Source organism: Stenotrophomonas sp. 22385 (assembly GCF_052045085.1).
GTDB lineage: Bacteria > Pseudomonadota > Gammaproteobacteria > Xanthomonadales > Xanthomonadaceae > Stenotrophomonas.
In genome coordinates this window covers 34,683-50,886 of the sequence record NZ_JBQEOG010000009.1, presented here as the reverse complement: position 1 = coordinate 50,886, position 16,204 = coordinate 34,683, and the positions used below count along the sequence as shown (strand labels likewise).

General features: G+C 67.4%; 12 protein-coding genes. 1 reads left to right on the top strand and 11 read right to left on the bottom strand.

Annotation, left to right across the window (positions count from 1 at the left end; translation table 11 throughout):
* Position 1: 1 nt before the first annotated feature.
* From ACTJI4_RS15820 to ACTJI4_RS15780, 9 genes are all read right to left on the bottom strand, one after another.
* Positions 2-1,843 carry a hypothetical protein gene (locus ACTJI4_RS15820; protein ID WP_440869893.1) on the bottom strand — a complete coding sequence of 614 codons (1,842 nt, stop codon included), beginning with the start codon at positions 1,841-1,843 and terminating at the stop codon, positions 2-4.
* Positions 1,840-4,002 (bottom strand): hypothetical protein, encoded by a 2,163-nt coding sequence (locus ACTJI4_RS15815; protein ID WP_440869892.1) that lies wholly within the window; start codon positions 4,000-4,002, stop codon positions 1,840-1,842. Before ACTJI4_RS15815 ends, ACTJI4_RS15820 begins: the two co-directional genes overlap by 4 nt.
* Positions 3,999-5,120 (bottom strand): BatA domain-containing protein, encoded by a 1,122-nt coding sequence (locus tag ACTJI4_RS15810; protein WP_440869891.1) that lies wholly within the window; start codon positions 5,118-5,120, stop codon positions 3,999-4,001. Before ACTJI4_RS15810 ends, ACTJI4_RS15815 begins: the two co-directional genes overlap by 4 nt.
* Positions 5,117-6,007 (bottom strand): DUF58 domain-containing protein, encoded by an 891-nt coding sequence (locus tag ACTJI4_RS15805; RefSeq protein ID WP_440869890.1) that lies wholly within the window; start codon positions 6,005-6,007, stop codon positions 5,117-5,119. The genes ACTJI4_RS15810 and ACTJI4_RS15805 overlap by 4 nt, the downstream gene beginning before the upstream one ends.
* Positions 6,008-6,014: 7 nt before the next feature.
* The gene (locus tag ACTJI4_RS15800) at positions 6,015-7,001 is read right to left on the bottom strand and encodes an AAA family ATPase (RefSeq protein WP_392923289.1); all 987 of its coding nucleotides are present in this window, start codon (positions 6,999-7,001) and stop codon (positions 6,015-6,017) included.
* 61 nt (positions 7,002-7,062) lie between these two features.
* On the bottom strand, positions 7,063-7,764 hold the full coding sequence (locus tag ACTJI4_RS15795; protein ID WP_392923292.1) for a DUF4159 domain-containing protein: 702 nt from the start codon (positions 7,762-7,764) through the stop codon (positions 7,063-7,065).
* A gap of 16 nt (positions 7,765-7,780) precedes the next feature.
* A complete protein-coding gene (locus ACTJI4_RS15790; protein WP_440869889.1) occupies positions 7,781-9,115 on the bottom strand; it encodes a TldD/PmbA family protein in 1,335 nt (444 codons plus the stop codon).
* A 21-nt stretch (positions 9,116-9,136) separates the two neighbouring features.
* Complete coding sequence (locus tag ACTJI4_RS15785) at positions 9,137-10,771, bottom strand: TldD/PmbA family protein (RefSeq protein ID WP_440869888.1); 1,635 nt, start codon at positions 10,769-10,771, stop codon at positions 9,137-9,139.
* 124 nt (positions 10,772-10,895) lie between these two features.
* Complete coding sequence (locus ACTJI4_RS15780) at positions 10,896-12,524, bottom strand: TldD/PmbA family protein (RefSeq protein ID WP_440869887.1); 1,629 nt, start codon at positions 12,522-12,524, stop codon at positions 10,896-10,898.
* Between the two features lie 114 nt (positions 12,525-12,638).
* On the opposite strand from ACTJI4_RS15780, the gene ACTJI4_RS15775 reads away from it, so the two are divergent.
* Entirely contained in the window at positions 12,639-13,256 is a 618-nt protein-coding gene (locus tag ACTJI4_RS15775) for a DUF938 domain-containing protein (RefSeq protein ID WP_440869886.1), read from the top strand.
* 49 nt (positions 13,257-13,305) lie between these two features.
* Here ACTJI4_RS15775 and ACTJI4_RS15770 read toward each other — a convergent pair whose 3' ends face one another.
* Together ACTJI4_RS15770 and ACTJI4_RS15765 are read right to left on the bottom strand one after the other, a co-directional pair.
* Complete coding sequence (locus ACTJI4_RS15770; RefSeq protein WP_440869885.1) at positions 13,306-14,877, bottom strand: phospholipase effector Tle1 domain-containing protein; 1,572 nt, start codon at positions 14,875-14,877, stop codon at positions 13,306-13,308.
* A gap of 74 nt (positions 14,878-14,951) precedes the next feature.
* Entirely contained in the window at positions 14,952-15,869 is a 918-nt protein-coding gene (locus tag ACTJI4_RS15765; RefSeq protein ID WP_440869884.1) for a hypothetical protein, read from the bottom strand.
* Between the last annotated feature and the right edge of the window lie 335 nt (positions 15,870-16,204).

The window sequence follows — 16,204 nt, the reverse complement described above, 5'->3', positions numbered from 1 at the left end:
GTCAGCTGGCGGAGGGAGGCGTCACTGGGCCGGATCTGCGACGCTCCAGCCACCACAGCAGGCCGGCGACGGCGATGAAGGCGAGCAGCCACGGCCAGCGGGGGCCGGGGACCTTGCTGGGCGTTCCGCTTGTGGCGGCATTCGTTTCGGCCAGGCGGTTCGCGGTGGCGGCGCGCAGCTGCTGCCGGTACAGCGGTTGCGCGGCGGCCGGGTCGAACACGTAGAACGCCTGCATGGTGGCGCCGTGCTGGAGCTGGTGCCAACCGGGCTGCTGGGGCCAGTAGCCGGCGCAGTGCTGGCTGCCACTGGCCGGATCGACCTGCAGGGCGACCGTGTGGCCTTCTGCATCGCGGACACGGGTGCCGCGCGGTACCTCGCACACGGTCATGCGCTCGCCCGACCAGGGCGTGGCCGTCTGCAGGCGGATGGCAGGCGCACCCGGCAGCGCGCGGGCCACCTTGGCCAGCACGCCCGACCACAGTTCTGCGTAGCGGTCGTCTCGGCCGGACAGGACCAGCCGGTAGCTGTCGGTTACCGGGAGCAGGGCAACGCGGCCGCGACCGATGTTGCGCCAGCCGCCCACAGCGTTGCCCTTGGCGTCCAGCAGCAACGCATCGGCAGCGGTCAGCTCCGCGTCGAACCGCTCCAACGCAGGTGGTGCGGCGCTGTGCGATGCGGCGTCGGCTTCGTCTGTCCACGCGGTGCTGTCGGTGGACGGCCGCTGCGGGCCGCGCCGTGCCTGCAGCAGCGCCGCTTCCGGATCGGCCGGCAGCTGCAGCGGTGCTACGCGGGTGCCGCCGCTCACCGGCATGCCCCAGCTGCGTAGTGCCTGGCGGGTGGCATCGTTGAGTGGCCCGCTGCTGCGTACCACCACGCCCAGCCCATCGCGCAGTGCCTGCTGCACCAGCGTGCGCTGCGCCGCGCCAAGCGTTGCCAGGCTGCGTTCGTCCAGCACCAGCACGTCGGTGGCGGCCAGGCGGGCCGCGCTCAAGGCAACCGGCGCATCGCCCAGCGTCACGCCACCACCGGCGCTGGCCTGCGCCTGCACGTCCAGGCCGGTGTCGGTGGCCCAGCGGCGCAGGTACTTCAGTTCCGGACCGGGTGCGCCGGCCAGGATCAGCACGCGCGGTGGGGCTGCCGCCACGGTCTGCAGCGGTACCGGGAGGCTGTCCACGACGTGCGGCCGGGCGTCGAGCAGGCGCAGGGTGAACTCACTGCGCCCTGCGGCGCGCGCACTGCCGTGCAGGCGCACATTGCCCTGCGCGTCCAGCGGCGCGCGGTCGACCACGACGCCGGCAGGGTCGAGCAGTTCGGCCCGCGCGTCGTCGACACCGCCGGCACGTGCGACTACCTCGAACAGCGCGCCGGGGGCGGTGACCGATGGCGGCTGAAGCTCCAGCCAGCCGCGGGGCGCGGCAGGGGATTGCAGCGTTGCCCGCAGCGGCAACGCGGTGTCGCGATCGCGCGCGGACAGTCCATCACCGACCAGCAGCAACGCGGTGCTGCCCGGATGCTGGCGCAGCGCGGTGGCCAGGTCGGGGGCGCGCATGGCGTCGGCACTGGGCGTTGCTTCCGGCAGCGCGATCACGGCTGCGCCGGCGGGCACGGTCCCTGCGGATGCGGCGTTGGCGGTCAGTACGGTCAGCTGGCCCGCTTCCACGCTGCGCTGTGGGGGTACGAGGGTGAAGTAGAGCAGCAGCGCGGACAGGGCCTGCAACCCCAGCAATGCGGTGAATATGGGGGAAGGCAGCCACGCAGGACGTGGCGCTACGCGAAGGATGCGTACGCTGCCTGCGATGGTGATCAGGGCCAAGGCGATGGCGATCCATGCGGCCGTGCTCATCGCGTGCCCTCCAGAGCATCCAGGTAACGCTGCGCCATCGGGTCCGGCGCGCTGCGCCGTTCCAGCTGCGGCAACGGGCGCTGCAACGCCCGCCACAGCTGTGCGCGCAATGTGGTGCGGCAGGGGGCGCAGCCCGGTGCCAGGCGCAGTTCCTCAACGGCTGCGGCAAGGCTGAGCGGATCTGACAGCCGCGATTGATGGCGGCCCAGCCACTGGCTCACTGCATCCAGGTCGGGCGTGGTGCGGGTGTCGGCCAACTGCTGCCAGACCGCCACGATGGCGGGATCGGGTGTGTCCACCGGGGTGATCGTGAAGGTGCGGCTGCCCAGATCGGTACGGTCGCCGGTCATGCGGCGGCTCTCGTCGATGGGCGGCAGCTCCGGCCCTACCCGGGCCAGGTAGATGCGCTCGGCCTGCTGCACCTGCTTGATGAAACCCAGCGCCTTGTAGGCGAACGGCAGGGCGCGCTCGGGGCGGCCTTGGCGCAGTTCGCCTTCCGACGACCACATCTGGTCCAGTGCCGCCTTCAGGATCGCGCGGGTCTGCGGATCGAGCAGGGTGGCTGCTTCGGCATGGTCGTGGGTGTGGCCGTACTCGGAGAGTACGTCGGTGGCGGCGCCGAACACCGGGGCGGTACCGGCCTGGGCCGCGCCGTGATCGTGATCGTGATCCTCGTGGCCACCCTGTGTACTGGCGCTGTCGTGCGCGTGATCCTCATCGTGATCGGCGGCCGGTGCATCGCTGGTGGGCAGGCTGTCGCTGGTCGGCGGCGGCTTCGCACCACCTTCGCTCTCCTCACCCAGGAACTGCCCATAGCGCAGGCGCAGGATGCGCTGGTCCACGCCGATCGCATCGGAGCGCTTCACGAATTCCTCGGCCGGCAGCTGGCGGCGCAGTTTGATCAGCGCTTCGGCGTCGATGATGATCTGGCGCTGGCTGCGGAAGTACGCCGGCAGTGTTTTCTTGACCATCCCTTCCAGGTCCGTGCCCAGCACCTGTTCTTCGCTGGGCAGGCGCAGGATCAGGCTGGTGCTTTGCGCGGTCTGTGCGGCAGGTGTGCGGTTGTCGCGCACCTGCAGCTGCGCGATCACATCATTGCCAGGCCCAGCGCCAAGTGTGGCCAGGTCCAGCGTGCGCGCGAAGCGGCGCTGGGTGGCCGGGCCCGTGCCGGTCAGCGCGATGCGCTGCTCGCGGAACGTGATGTTCTCGCCGCTGCCCTGGGCCAGGGTCAGGTGCAGTTCGGCGCTGGCCGCCACGCCGAAGTCATCGCTGGCCTCGAACTGCAGGGTCCATTGGCGTTGGCCGGGCGTGGCCAGGACCAGGGTGCGGTCCGGCGCGATCACGCGCACGCTGGGCGGTCGGTCGGGCACCACATCCAGGCGATACAGCCGGGGTGCGGTCAGCGCCGGCTCGGTCACGATGCGGTACAGCGTGGGCTTGGCCGCCTTCCATTGCGCCACCCACGCCTCGCCCTCACGGCGCAGCGCGATGCGGGTGCCGTCGTGCAGCTGCAATGCGGCTAGTGTGGGCTGTGCGCTGAAACGCAGCGACCAGTCCAGCGCGCTGCCCTGTACTACCTTGGCGTCCAGTGCAGTCTGGGTGCGCACGGCCTCGCCGGTGTAGGCCGGTGCCTGGATCTGCAGCCGGGACGACTGCAGGCTGGGCGGCTGCGCCGCGCTGGCGGCAGGCGTGGCACGGCCGGGAAGGGCCGGCAGCGGTGCGCCCGGTGCAGGCCAGCCTGCGGCGAGCACGGCCACCAGCATTCCGCCACACCACGACACGGCCAGCCAGCGCGTCGGCCACGCGGCGCGGAGATGCGGCGGCGCGGCCTGCAGTGCGGCGGTGATGCGTGCCTGCTGGCGTTGCTGCAGGGGATTGAGTGCGGCGGCATCGGCGAACAGCAGGTCGGCGCTGTCCTGCGCGATGGCATGCGTGTCCAGCTGGCGTACCAGCCAGTGCCGGTCCAGCCGTCGCGCGCGCCAGGTGGCGGTACCGGCGACGACCATCAGGGTTGCCAGCAGCACGACGGAGCCGATGTTGATGCCCGCCACGCGCGCGGCGATGGCGGTAAGGGCCAGCGCCAGCGGCACCAGCAGCAATGCGGTGATCCACCAGCGCCGGCGACGCGCGCGCTGCCATGCCTGGTGAACGCGGTTCATGCGCTTGCCCCGCGTCGCGGTGCGGTGGCCATCCAGCGCTCCAGGGCGAACAGCAGCACGATCACCGCCAGCAGCCAGGTCGCCAGATCACGCGGCTGTGCCAGCGGCGGGGTGGCACCGGTCAGCGGCGCCTGCACGGCAGCGGGCGCCAGTTGCGGTGGCGGCAACGGCCGCACCTGCTCCAGCAGGCGGCGCGGGAAAGACGGTTCACGCAGGGCCGGCAGTGCATCGGGTGACAGCGCGGCGGTGAAACGCAGGACCTGTCCGCGACCGAGGGCATGGCGCATGACCGCTGCCTTGCCGCTGGCATCCTGCAGCACCGTCGTACCTGAGCCGGTGGTTACCCTGGTCGAGACAGCCAACACGCTGCCGCCGGCCTGCACCCAGGCCTGCCAGGTGGCCGGCAGGGGTGCATCGGCCAGCCACACGCCGACCTGACCTTGTTCCGGCACGGCATCCGGGGCGAGCGCTGCCGGCAACGACTGCCCGCTCCACGCGCGCTGCAGGGCGTTCAGCACGCGCAGTGCAGCCGGATCCTGATCCGTGCCACTCACGCGCAGCTGCGGTGAGGTGTCCTGCACCGTCGCGCCCACCGGTATGGCAACCGGACGCCAGATCACCGCACGCGACAACCGTGGCCGCTCACCGTCGAGGCCGGGCATCGGATCCGGGACGTACACCGTTAATTCCGTGCCCTCCGGCAGGGTTTGATCCAGCTCGCGCAGCAGACTGGACAGCGGCTGCTGGCCGGCCGGCGCAGTGTCCTGCAGCGGCGGGAACCCGGGGGCCAACCAGCGCCCCTCGCTGCCCGCAGGCAGCATCGGCGCGCTCAATCCCGGCGCCACCACCACCCACGGCGGTGTCTGTACCGGCGCCCCATGCAGCAGCGGCCGGGCCAGCAATACGGCCAGCGCCGCAAGCAGCAGCAGGCGCACCAGCAGCAGCGGCCATTCGTCGAAGCGGATCCGCTGGCGCGGGCGGGCCTTCGCGCGCAGCCAGCGCAGCGCGGCGAACTCCAGCGGCGCGTAGTGGTGGCGGCGCGCCAGATGGATCAGCAACGGCACCACCAGTGACGCCAGCGCCAGCAGGCCCAGCGGGAACAGCAGCGACAGGCTCATCGCGCGCTCCCCGCCAGCAGCCGCAGCGGCGCATCCAGCGGCTGGTCGGTATGGGTCACGACATGGGCAACGCCGCCGCGTTGCAGTCGCGCCTGCAGCACGCGCTGCGCCTCGGCGAAGCGGGCCAGGTAATCGTCGCGGATCGCACGGCCATCGCCCAGCAGCTCCTCACCGGTTTCCGGGTCACGGAAGCGGTGGCCGTCGTGGAAGGGGAAATCACGCTCGTCGGCGGTCAGGATCTGCAGCTGCACCACGTCACGGCGGGCGGCGGCCAGCCGCTCCAGCAGCACGGTGCCGGCCTCGTCGAAGCCATCGCCCAACGCCACCAGCATGTCATTGGCCTGCACCCGCTCCCAGACCGGGCGCAGCGCGTCTGCAGCGGGCCATGCGCCACGCGCACGCAGGCGGTGCAGCAGCAGGTGGACGCGGTCGCGCTGGCGCGCACCACTGCCGGCCGGCACCAGCTGTACGCCCTCACCATTGACGGCGACCAGGCCGAAGCGGTCCCCCTGCTGCAGCGCCAGCTCCACGATGCAGGCGGCGGTGGCGCAGCCATGGTCCAGCCGCGACACAGCAGGTTGTGCGCGGTCGACCTGCCCGGCCGATGCAGTGGCATCGATCAGGATCCAGATCGTGACCGGGCTTTCGCGCTCGGACTCGCGAACGAAGAAGCGGTCCGAACGTGCGTACAGCTTCCAGTCGATCTGGCGCGGCTCGTCGCCGGGCTCGTAGGCGCGGTACTGCGCGAATTCCAAACCTGCGCCACGGTTGCGGCTGGCATGCTGGCCGATGCCCTGCGCGCCGGCCGCACGCCGCGGCAACAGCCGCAGCGCCTTGAGGCGGCTGCGGACATCGGCGGGAATGGGGATCGGGACGTGCGGGCTCACGAGAGGCTCAGGCGGGGAAAGGCACGGCCTGCAGCAACGCGGCGATCACATCGTCGGCGCCCTTCTGCTCGGCTTCGGCGGCGAACGAGAGCAGCAGGCGGTGGCGCATCACCGGCGCGATCAGCGCCTGCACATCATCGCGGGTCGCCGCAAAGCGCCCCTGCAGCAATGCGCGCGCCTTGGTCGCCAGCACCAGCGACTGTCCCGCACGCGGGCCGGCGCCCCACTTGATCCAATGGTTGACCGCCTCCGGGGCGCCTGCGCCCGGCCGACTGGCACGGACCAGACGCGTGATCCAGCTCAGCACGTCATCACTGACATGCACCTGGCGCACCGCAGCCTGCAGGGCCAGCACATCCTCGGCGTGCATCACCTTGGGAACGGCGCCACTGCTGCTGCCGGTGGTCTGCACCAGGATGTCGCGCTCTTCCTGCTCGGTGGGGTAATCCACCCGCACGTGCAGCAGGAACCGGTCCAGCTGGGCCTCCGGCAGCGGGTAGGTACCGGCCTGTTCGATCGGGTTCTGCGTGGCCAGCACGAAGAACGGTGCCGGCAGCGCATAGGTGGTGCCGGCGTAGCTGACGGTGCGTTCCTGCATGGCTTCCAGCAGCGCTGCCTGGGTCTTGGGCGGGGTGCGGTTGAGCTCGTCGGCCAGCAGCAGGTGGGTGAAGATCGGCCCCTGCTGGAAGCGGAAATGGCGATGTCCGGTGCCGTGGTCTTCTTCCAGCAGCTCGGTGCCAAGGATGTCGCTGGGCATCAGATCGGGAGTGAACTGCACGCGCCGGAACTGCAGTTCCAGCGCCTGCCCCAGCGAGCGCACCAGCAGGGTCTTGCCCAGCCCCGGCGCGCCTTCCAGCAACACATGGCCACCGGCAAGCAGGCCGATCAGCAGCTGCTCCACCACATCATGCTGGCCCACCACGGCCTTGCCCAGCGCATCGCGCAGGGGCTGCAGCTTGGAAAGAAGGGCATCAATGGGGCTATCGTTTTGCATGGCACGCTCGCAGCAATGAATGTAGAGCCACGCCCTGCGTGGCTGAAGAAATCAACAAAGCCTAATTGTTCAACGCATACATCACGATGTTCACCGCAAACCGCGTGTTGTCCTCGGCCAGGAACCGTTTGTTGCGCCAGTCGTAGTCCCACTCGCAGCCGTAGTCTTTGTTGCTGTAAAGCACGCCCAGCCGGCCATCGACCTCGATGCCCTTGAGGTAATCGTGCACAAGATCATCGCCCCAGCCATTGAGCTCGAAGCCGGTGGCCGGCGGCCCGTCCGGGAACCTGAAGAAACTTCGATACAGTGCATGGGTGTTGGGCAGCTTCTTCAGCGCGGCAGGTCCGAACAGCTTGGCCATCTGCGCTTCGAACGACTTGGCGAACAACCCGTCGATATCATGGTTGCAGTCATCCACGAACACGAAGCCGCCATTGCGCACGTAGCGCACGAAGTTCTGCCGCTCGGCGGCATTGAACTCCACCAGCTTGTGTCCGGCCAGGTAGCAGAACGGCGCTTCCAGCATACGCGGATCGGACAGTGCGACCACATGTTCGGTCGGGTCCACCCGCAGCGTGGTGTAGTCGATCAGCGAGGTGATCACGTTGGACGGCATGCGCGCGTCCACGTCCCAGTCGCCGGAGTCGTACTTGAGGCGGGTGAACCAGAAGTCGTACCGCCCGGCCTGCGCGCGGGCGAACGAGGGCAGGGCCGCCAGGGCGGCCCCGCCAAGCATCAACCGCAGGAACTGCGCGCGGTTCATTGCCGCACGCGCGTCATCAGACCGCGTCGGACAGCGACGTGAAGGTGAAATCGCGCAGCTTCATCGGCGGGATCATCATCACGAAGCTGGATTCATCACCGGCCACGCGCACCGGCTTGCCCAGCTCTTCGATGTTGTTGAGCATGATCACCGGCGATTCGTTGAAGCGGAAGTTCTTCACCGGGTATTTGATCTGGCCGTTTTCGATGTAGAAGGTGCCGTCGCGGGTCAGGCCGGTGAGCAGCACGGTCTGCGGGTCGACCATGCGGATGTACCAGGTACGGGTGACCAGGATGCCCTTCTGGGTGCCGCGGACCAGCTCGGCGGTGCTCTTGTCGCCGCCGCTCATCAGCAGGTTGCCCGGGGTGGCGTTGGCGGTCTTGCCCTGCTTCTGCGCCCAGAAACGCGAGTAGTCCAGGTTGGCAACCTTGCCGTTCTCGATGATGGCCAGCTTGCTGCGCGGCAGGCCCTGCTGGTCCCACGGCAGCACCGGTGCCTCGGGGTGCCACGGGTCGGCGTACATGTTCACGCGCGGGTCGTAGACCTGCTCGCCGAGCTTGTTGCCACCGCCCTTCCTGGACAGGAAGCTGCGGCCTTCGTCGGCCGAGCGCGCATCGAAGAAGTTCATCATGAAGCTGATCAGGCCGGCAGCGGCGGCCGGCTCCAGGATCACGGTGTACTTGCCCGGCTCCAGCGCCTTGGCTTCGGACGATTCAGTGGCCTTGCGCATGGCGATGCGCACGTCCTGGTCGGCCTTGAAGTCGGCGGCGTCCTTCAGGTTGCGGCCCACCCAGCCCGAACCGCGCCCGTCTTCGGTACGCACGGTGCAGGTGTAGTCGAAGTTGGTGGTGCGCTGGTAGCCGAAATTGCCGTTGCTGTTGGCGGTGGCCTGGAAGCCCTGGCCGTCTTCCAGGAAGCCGGCGGCGATCAGGCCGTTGCCACGGCAGGGCGCGATCGAATCGGCAGCGACCTTGGCGCGGAAGGCCGGGTCGATGGCGGCGGTGGATTCGCTGAAGGTCGGGCTGGCGGTGTAGGTCTGCTTGCCGATGGCGGGCAGGAACTCCGGGTTTTCCGGGGCCAGGCGGGCCAGGTCTTCGGCGCGGCGGACCACGCGTTCCAGCGCGGCGTCGTCGAACTCGTTGATCGAGGCGGTGCCCACGCGTTTGCCGAAGGCCACGGTGACGGCCAGTTCGGTGTTGTCGACGATGCCGCTGGTGGAGACGTTGTTGAGCGCGAAACGGATGTTGCCGTTGATCGAGCCGGCCAGCACCGCAGTGGTCTCATCGGCCTTGGACAGCGCGATGACCTTGTCGAGGATGGCCTTGGCCTGGGCTTCGGTGAAGATACTCATGGAATAAGGGCTCCTGACCGGTCAGCCGAGGCTGCGCGCGGTGTTGATGACGTTGATGCCGTTGAAGCGCGCGGTGGACGAGCCGTGCGAGACCGCCGAGACCTGGCCCGGCTGGCCCTTGCCGTCGAAGAACGAACCGCCCAGGCGGTAATCGCGTTCGTCGGCCACGGCGCTGCAGGCGTTCCAGAACTCCGGCGTGCGGATCTGGTAGGCCACGTCTTCAAGCATGCGGGTGATCTGGCCGTTCTTGATTTCATAGAACAGCTGGCCGCCGAACTGCGCGTTGTAGCGCTGCTGGTCGATGGAGAACGAGCCGTCGCCGATGATGTAGATGCCGTTCTCGACGTCCTTGACCAGGTCGCTCACGCTCAGCGGGGTCTTGCCCGGCGCCATCGACACGTTCGCCATGCGCTGGAACTGCACGCTGGACCAGGAATCGGCATAGCAGCAGCCGTCCGACTCGGTCTTGCCCAGGATGTGGGCCTGGTCGCGGATCGTCTGGTAATCCACCAGCTTGCCGTTGCTGATCAGGTCCCAGCGCTTGGTCTTGACGCCTTCATCGTCGTAGGCCACCGCGCCGAGGCTGCCGGGCTGGGTCTTGTCGGCGAAGATGTTGACCAGGTCGCTGCCGTACTGGAAGTGCTGTTCGCGCTTGTCCAGGGTGGCGAAGCTGGTGCCGGCGTAGTTCGCCTCGTAGCCCAGCACGCGGTCCAGTTCCAGCGGGTGGCCGACCGATTCGTGGATGGTCAGCCAGGTGTGCGAGGGGTCCAGCACCAGGTCGTACTTGCCCGGCTTGACCGACGGCGCCTTCAGCTTCTCCTGCGCCTGCTTGGCCGCCGCGATGGCGTCTTCCTTCATGTCGTAGGACGCGCCGTAGTTGACCACGCCGTTCGGCGTGAGCACCTTGCCGCTCGCGGCGCCATCCAGGTACTCGTAGCCCATGCCCATCGGCGCGGACAGGCCTTCGCGGGTGCGGAACTTGCCGCTGGCCTTGTCGATGGCGGTGACCGTCATCGGCGCCCAGATGCGGTGCACGTCCTGGTCGATGTAGGAGCCATCGGTGGAGGCGAAGTACTTCTGCTCGTTGACCAGGAACAGCATCGAATTGACGAAGCTGGCGCCCGCGCCCATCGCCGCGGCGTTGACGTCCAGCAGCAGCTCGACCTTTTCCTTGATCGGCACCTCCATCGCGTTCTTGCGGATCGGGGTCTTCCAGCTCACCTCGCCCACGCCGGGCGTGGCGGCCAGCTGCACCTTGGCGGTCTGCACGCCGGCGTTGGCCTTGGCGATGGCCACCGCCTGCTGCGCGGCACGCGCCACGTCGGTGGGGTTGAGCTGGTTGGTGGCGGCAAAGCCCCACGCGCCATTGACGATCACGCGGATGCCCACACCGGTGGATTCGGTGTTCACCACGTTCTGCACCTTGTCTTCGCGGGTGATCACGAACTGGCGCAGGTAACGGCCGATACGCACATCGGAGTAGGTGGCGCCGGCCTGGCGGGCGGCGGCCAGCGCCGCATCGGCCAGGCGCTTCTTCAGCGCCGGGTCCAGGGTGCTGTGCAGCTGCTCGGCGGCAATCACCTTGCCGAAGAACGCCGGCACGATCAGGCCGCCAGCGGTAAGCCCGGTCAGGGCGAGGAAGTCACGTCTTTGCAAGGCAGCTCTCCACGTCGGTGTGGGGGTGGCAGGAACAAGGCGGGATCACGGGTACAGCGGTGCATCGATTCTTGCGGGCGCGGCGGTCCAACGGTAGTGACGTTTGGCACGGTGGCCGGGCGGCTCAGCCCAGGCTGCGTGCGGTGTTGATGATGTTGATGCCGTCGAAGCGCGTGGTCGCCGAGCCGTGCGACACCGCCGAGACCTGACCGGGCTGGCCCTTGCCATCGAAGAACGAACCGCCGAAGCGGAAATCGCGCTCGTCGCAGATCGCGCTGCAGGCGTTCCAGAACTCCGGCGTACGGATCTGGTAGGCCGCGTCTTCGACCATGCCGGCAATCTGCCCGTTCTTGATCTGGAAGTAGAGCTGCCCGCCGAACTGCGCGTTGAAGCGCTGCTGGTCGATGGAGTACGAGCCGCGGCCGTGGATGTAGATGCCGTTCTCCACGTCCTTGACCATGTCGGCCACGCTCAGCGGGGTCTTGCCCGGTGCCAGCGACACGTTGGCCATGCGCTGGAACTGCACGCTGGACCAGGAATCGGCGTAGCTGCAGCCGTGCGATTCGGTTTCGCCCAGCAGGTGCACTTCATCGCGGGTGGCCTGGTAGTTGACCAGGATGCCGTCCTTGACCAGGTCCCAGCGCTTGGTCTTGACCCCTTCGTCGTCGTAGCCCACAGCCCCCAGGCTGCCCGGCGCGGTCTTGTCGGCGAAGAAGTTGACCCGCTCGCTGCCCCAGCGGTAGCCGGCGTCGCGCTTGTCCAGCGTGGCGAAGCTGGTACCGGCGTAGTTGGCCTCGTAGCCGAGCACGCGGTCCAGCTCCAGCGGGTGGCCGACGTTCTCATGGATGGTCAGGAACAGGTTGGACGGGTCCAGCACCAGGTCGTACTTGCCCGGCTTGACCGAGGGAGCCTTCAACTTCTCGCGGGCGTGGCGGGCGGCGGCGATGGCATCTTCGACCGGATCGTAGGAGTCACGATAGGCAGTGATGCCGCCCGGCAGCTGGATCTTGCCGCTGGCCTGGCCATCGAGGAATTCGTAGCCCATGCCCATTGGCGAGGACAGACCGGCGCGGGTGCGGAACTTGCCGGTGCTCTTGTCGATGGCGGTGGCGGTGAACGGCAGCCAGATCCGGTGCACGTCCTGGTCGATGAAGGAGCCATCGCTGGAGGCGAAGTACTTCTGCTCGTTGACCAGGAACAGGGTGGAGTTGATGAAGTCGGCGCCGGCGTTGATCGCGGCCGCATTCAGGCTGAGCAGCAGCTCGACCTTCTCCTGGATCGGCACCGCCATGGCGTTCTTGCGGATCGGGGTCTTCCAGCTCACATCGCCCACCCCGGTAACGGGGGCCAGCTGTACCGGCCGGGTCTGTATGGTGGCGTTGGCGCGGGCAATGGCGGCCGCCTGCTCCACCGCGGCCAGGATCGCGGCCGGGGTCTGCTGGTGGGTGGCGGCAAAGCCCCAGGCACCGTTGACGATCACCCGGATGCCGATCCCGGAGGATTCGCTGTTGGTGACATTCTGCACCCGCGCTTCGCGGGTGATCACTGCCTGGTTGAGGTAGCGGCCGATGCGCACGTCGCAGTAGCTGGCCCCGGCCCGTTTGGCCGCGGCGAGGGCGGCTTCGGACAGCGCCTTGTTGCGGACCACGTTGCCGGGCTCAAGCAGCTGCTCGGCGGCGATCAGGCGGGAGTGCGGCAACATCAGGCCGGCGAGGCCCATTCCAGACAGCGTCAGAAACTCACGGCGTTGCACAGCTTGCGATTCCCCGGGGTCGGTCAAGCCTCCGACTTTCGGTGGCCGCCGCCAGTGGCACAAGTGACTGCGGTCATGGTTGGATGTGCACTGTCATCACTTTTTTGCATGGTTATGAGCCAACAATGCTGGTCCGAGGCCTGTGAGCGCAACCGCGACCCGATCCTGGCCGTGCTGCGCCGCCATCTGCACGACCGCCACCGCGTGCTGGAGATTGGCAGCGGCACCGGCCAGCATGCTGAATACTTCGCCGCCCAGCTGCCACACCTGATGTGGCAGGCCAGCGATCATCCCGACTACCTGCCAGGCATTACCGAGCGCCTTGCCGAGGCGGGGCTGCCCAACGCACCGGCGCCGTGGCCGCTGCAGGCGGTGCTTGCGCCGGTCCCTGGCCTGGCCCCGCTGCCGGAGGGCCCGCTGGGCTTCGATGCGGTGTTCAGCGCCAACACCCTGCACATCATGAGCTGGCCGCATGTACAGGCACTCTTCGCCGGGCTGCAGGCGGTGATGGCCGACGATGCGCTGCTGTGCGTGTATGGCCCATTCAATTACAACGGCAACTACAGCAGCGACAGCAACCGGCAGTTTGATGCATGGCTGAAGGCGCGCGACCCGGAATCAGGCATCCGGGATGCCGAGGCGGTGGAAGCATTGGCCGCCGCGCAGGGGTTGACGCTGGTGGAAGACGTGGCGATGCCGGCCAACAACCGATTGCGTATCTGGCGGCGGTGACAGGTGGGGCGGGCCCGCCGCGGACACGCGTGGCGTGTCCCTGCGCCGGTTACCGCGCAAACCCACCCAGCGCAGGCTCCTGGGCCTGCTGCGGACCGACGTGCTGCAACTGCCACGCCTGCTGCTCGATCTCACTGGCGGCAGCCTCCCGCTTCTGGTCCGACACCGCCACCGGCGTCTGTTTGGCCAGCTCGATATCAAACGGCACCCGCTGCTGGTCATGCGGTCCGCTCCCATGCTGGACGAGGAAGGCGTAGCCCTTCGACCCAAACACAACCTCATCGACACGGGAGATCTCGATCCCCTGCAGCGGGCCGGTGACGCTGCCGGGGTACAACGCCCGGTGCGTTTCCCGGTTGTCCATCGCGCAGGCCAACGCCGAGTGGCAGAACTGTTCCCGTTCCAGCCCGTTTGCGAATCTGACCTGCCCCTTGTCCTCGGCGGCCTGCACGCCTTCCCGGATGCGGGCCAGCGTCGGGTTGTCCGCGTTCGTGGGAACGTCCGGCACCCTCCGCTGATCGCGCTGCGCGGCCAGCGCCACCAGGGCCTGCAGCTGCGCCTGTTCCACCGGATCGGGCTGGATGGAGCGGTGTTCGAACCGCGCCGCCAGCGCCTGGTCAATCGGCTCGGAGTCGTTGCACGGGTCGACGATCTTGCAGTTGGCCAGCGCCTCGCGCAGATTGCGCTGGCCATCGCCGTCGATCTTCAGCCCGTACAGCGCAGTCGCGCCGCCTGCCTGGTACAGCGTCATCGTATCCAGGTCCATCGGCACGGCGCGCTTCTCGAACAGTGGCTGGTCGCGCAACGTGTTCAGATAGTCGATGGCAGCGTTGCCGGTCAGGATCTCCAGGCCTGCATCGCGGTTCCCGCCGCCCACGTTGGAATGGCCACCGGGCGCGGCTACATTGATCGCACGCCCATCCGGCGTCATCCCGGGATCGTTGATGGCCTGGTGCGGAAACAGCTCGCGCCGCTCGTGAGCGGCCATGATCGCCACGCGCGAGATCACGCTCGGTGGCAGCCGGGCGTCGTAGTTGGCGGGCATGTTGGTTGCCACCGGATCCAGCAGCAGGGTGGCCTGTGCGGTCTGGCCTGGCGGCACCAGCGGTGGCAATCGGCTGATGACGCTGATGTTGCCGTTCTTGTCATGGCCGAACCCGAGGCCTTCTTCAGGAACGATGCCGTACTCATCAATCAACCGGAGCAGGCCGGCTGTCTGTACCGCGCCGCGACTGTAGCCGATGCCAACGACGCGGATTTCGGCTTGAGGATCGTTGTTGACCCAGGCACTAGCCTGAACTGCAAGGTCGCGATACGCGCTCTTTATTCCATCCTCCCATGAGTACGCAATCAAACCGTCGAATGCCCGGCCAACGGCATTGCTCTGGGTCCCGATGCCCTGCGAGTAATGGGAGCCGATTCGATTGCTCGCGTTCTTCTCCAGTCGGTCCGCCTGTTCAAACAGCAGTCCAACCGTGGTTGGCGCGCCAAGTCGAGAGTTGTTGAGGTCTTGGCCAGTACCGTCGAGAAAGGCCAGATACAGGTACTCGTGAGATGCATCGCCGCGCTGCAGGACGGGAACCGATAGGTGCTCCAACTCCTGTCGTAACGCCTGCTCCATTTGAAGATCATTGGCGGTAGCCGGGCGGCTGCCTCCTCTGGAACTCACCTTTCCCACGGCAATACTCCCTTTGCTCAGTAGCTGTATGTCTTCACCAGTACAAGATCGCGACGCGAGATGCTGTGTCGATTTCCGGGCTTCTGAAGGTGCTTCGTTGGTACAGAAGCCCTCATGTACACGCGTATGACACGATCATTGACCTCGAGGAGAATCGAAGGCGGGCTCTCGTTCCTTCCATCAGGAAGGTCAGCAACCTCCTCTTTAGGAACGAAATGCCGGATGAGTTCATCCTTGAAGATGTCTCCGACATCAATCTCGGCTTCGAGTGGAGTGCCATCCTTGGAAACCCAGGAAACTTTTGCGGCAGGTGGGAAATTTCTGATTCCACCGTGCCCGCCCATCCAGCCTTCAAGGTAGTCGGTTCCGTACGTCGAGGCGGGCGGCGAGGGTCGAGCGTCACCGTGGCGCAGGTTGTCGTATACAACTTCACACTCACGCGTGTCGTAGCAGCGAGCGCTGAAGCTATGCTTCTCAAACCGCAACGGCCATTCCACCGGCCTGTAGTTCATCTTCGCCGCGATGGCAGGATCACCTTCGGGCACCAACTCACCGCTGGTCAGTACCGGCGTCTCAGGATAGGTATAGCGGGCAGCGGACACCGGCACGTTCTCCTGCATCTGTGTGGCCGTGGGCGTGGCCGCCCCAGGCGTGGCGCAGGCGGCCAGTGCCAGGCTGGCGACGGCGACAACCTGCATGGGGATCTTCGGCATCGCACTTTCCTCATCATCGCGCCCGGTGGGCATCGGTGTTTCCGGCAACAGCGGAAGCGGCCTGCGTTTGCGCAGGATCGGTAAGCCACCCGATGGCAACGGCCCGAGCGCTTCTGTCGTCTGTGTGTTGATGATCGCCACGTCGCGCAGCAGCTGGGCGTCGTGGAAGGGGTCCGTAACCCTCAGTACCCGGGGCCCGCGCAGTTTCCTGTCGTCGTCCATCGCCCGCCTCCGATCGTCCCTGTCGTCGCCCGATCATAGACGAGCCTGCGGGCGCCGGTGTTCCTGGCTGACGTATTCGACCTCATGTGCCCCTGCGCGTGGCGGCACGGGTGATCAGCTTTCGCTGGAAAATTTGGCCAGGCAGCGCAGGCAGCTGGAGGCGATCTCCTGGACCAGTGTTTCCAGAATGGGATGTTCGATGGCAGGTGTATGCGAACGCTTACATTTCAATCGAGCCGGGCCGTTTGATACATGTGCTCAATCATCAGCCAGAAAACTGCGGACTATCGCAAAAGTCACCGAGCGACGACATTTTATGAATGTTGGCGCTCGGT

Excerpts from the sequence above, each read along its gene's own strand:
- ACTJI4_RS15795 (WP_392923292.1), bottom strand. The coding sequence starts at position 7,764 with ATGAACCGCGCGCAGTTCCTGCGGTTGATGCTTGGCGGGGCCGCCCTG.
- ACTJI4_RS15810 (WP_440869891.1), bottom strand. The coding sequence starts at position 5,120 with ATGAGCCTGTCGCTGCTGTTCCCGCTGGGCCTGCTGGCGCTGGCGTCA.
- ACTJI4_RS15775 (WP_440869886.1), top strand. The coding sequence starts at position 12,639 with ATGAGCCAACAATGCTGGTCCGAGGCCTGTGAGCGCAACCGCGACCCG.
- ACTJI4_RS15770 (WP_440869885.1), bottom strand. The coding sequence starts at position 14,877 with ATGGAGCAGGCGTTACGACAGGAGTTGGAGCACCTATCGGTTCCCGTC.
- ACTJI4_RS15765 (WP_440869884.1), bottom strand. The coding sequence starts at position 15,869 with ATGGACGACGACAGGAAACTGCGCGGGCCCCGGGTACTGAGGGTTACG.
- ACTJI4_RS15820 (WP_440869893.1), bottom strand. The coding sequence starts at position 1,843 with ATGAGCACGGCCGCATGGATCGCCATCGCCTTGGCCCTGATCACCATC.
- ACTJI4_RS15800 (WP_392923289.1), bottom strand. The coding sequence starts at position 7,001 with ATGCAAAACGATAGCCCCATTGATGCCCTTCTTTCCAAGCTGCAGCCC.
- ACTJI4_RS15815 (WP_440869892.1), bottom strand. The coding sequence starts at position 4,002 with ATGAACCGCGTTCACCAGGCATGGCAGCGCGCGCGTCGCCGGCGCTGG.
- ACTJI4_RS15790 (WP_440869889.1), bottom strand. The coding sequence starts at position 9,115 with ATGAGTATCTTCACCGAAGCCCAGGCCAAGGCCATCCTCGACAAGGTC.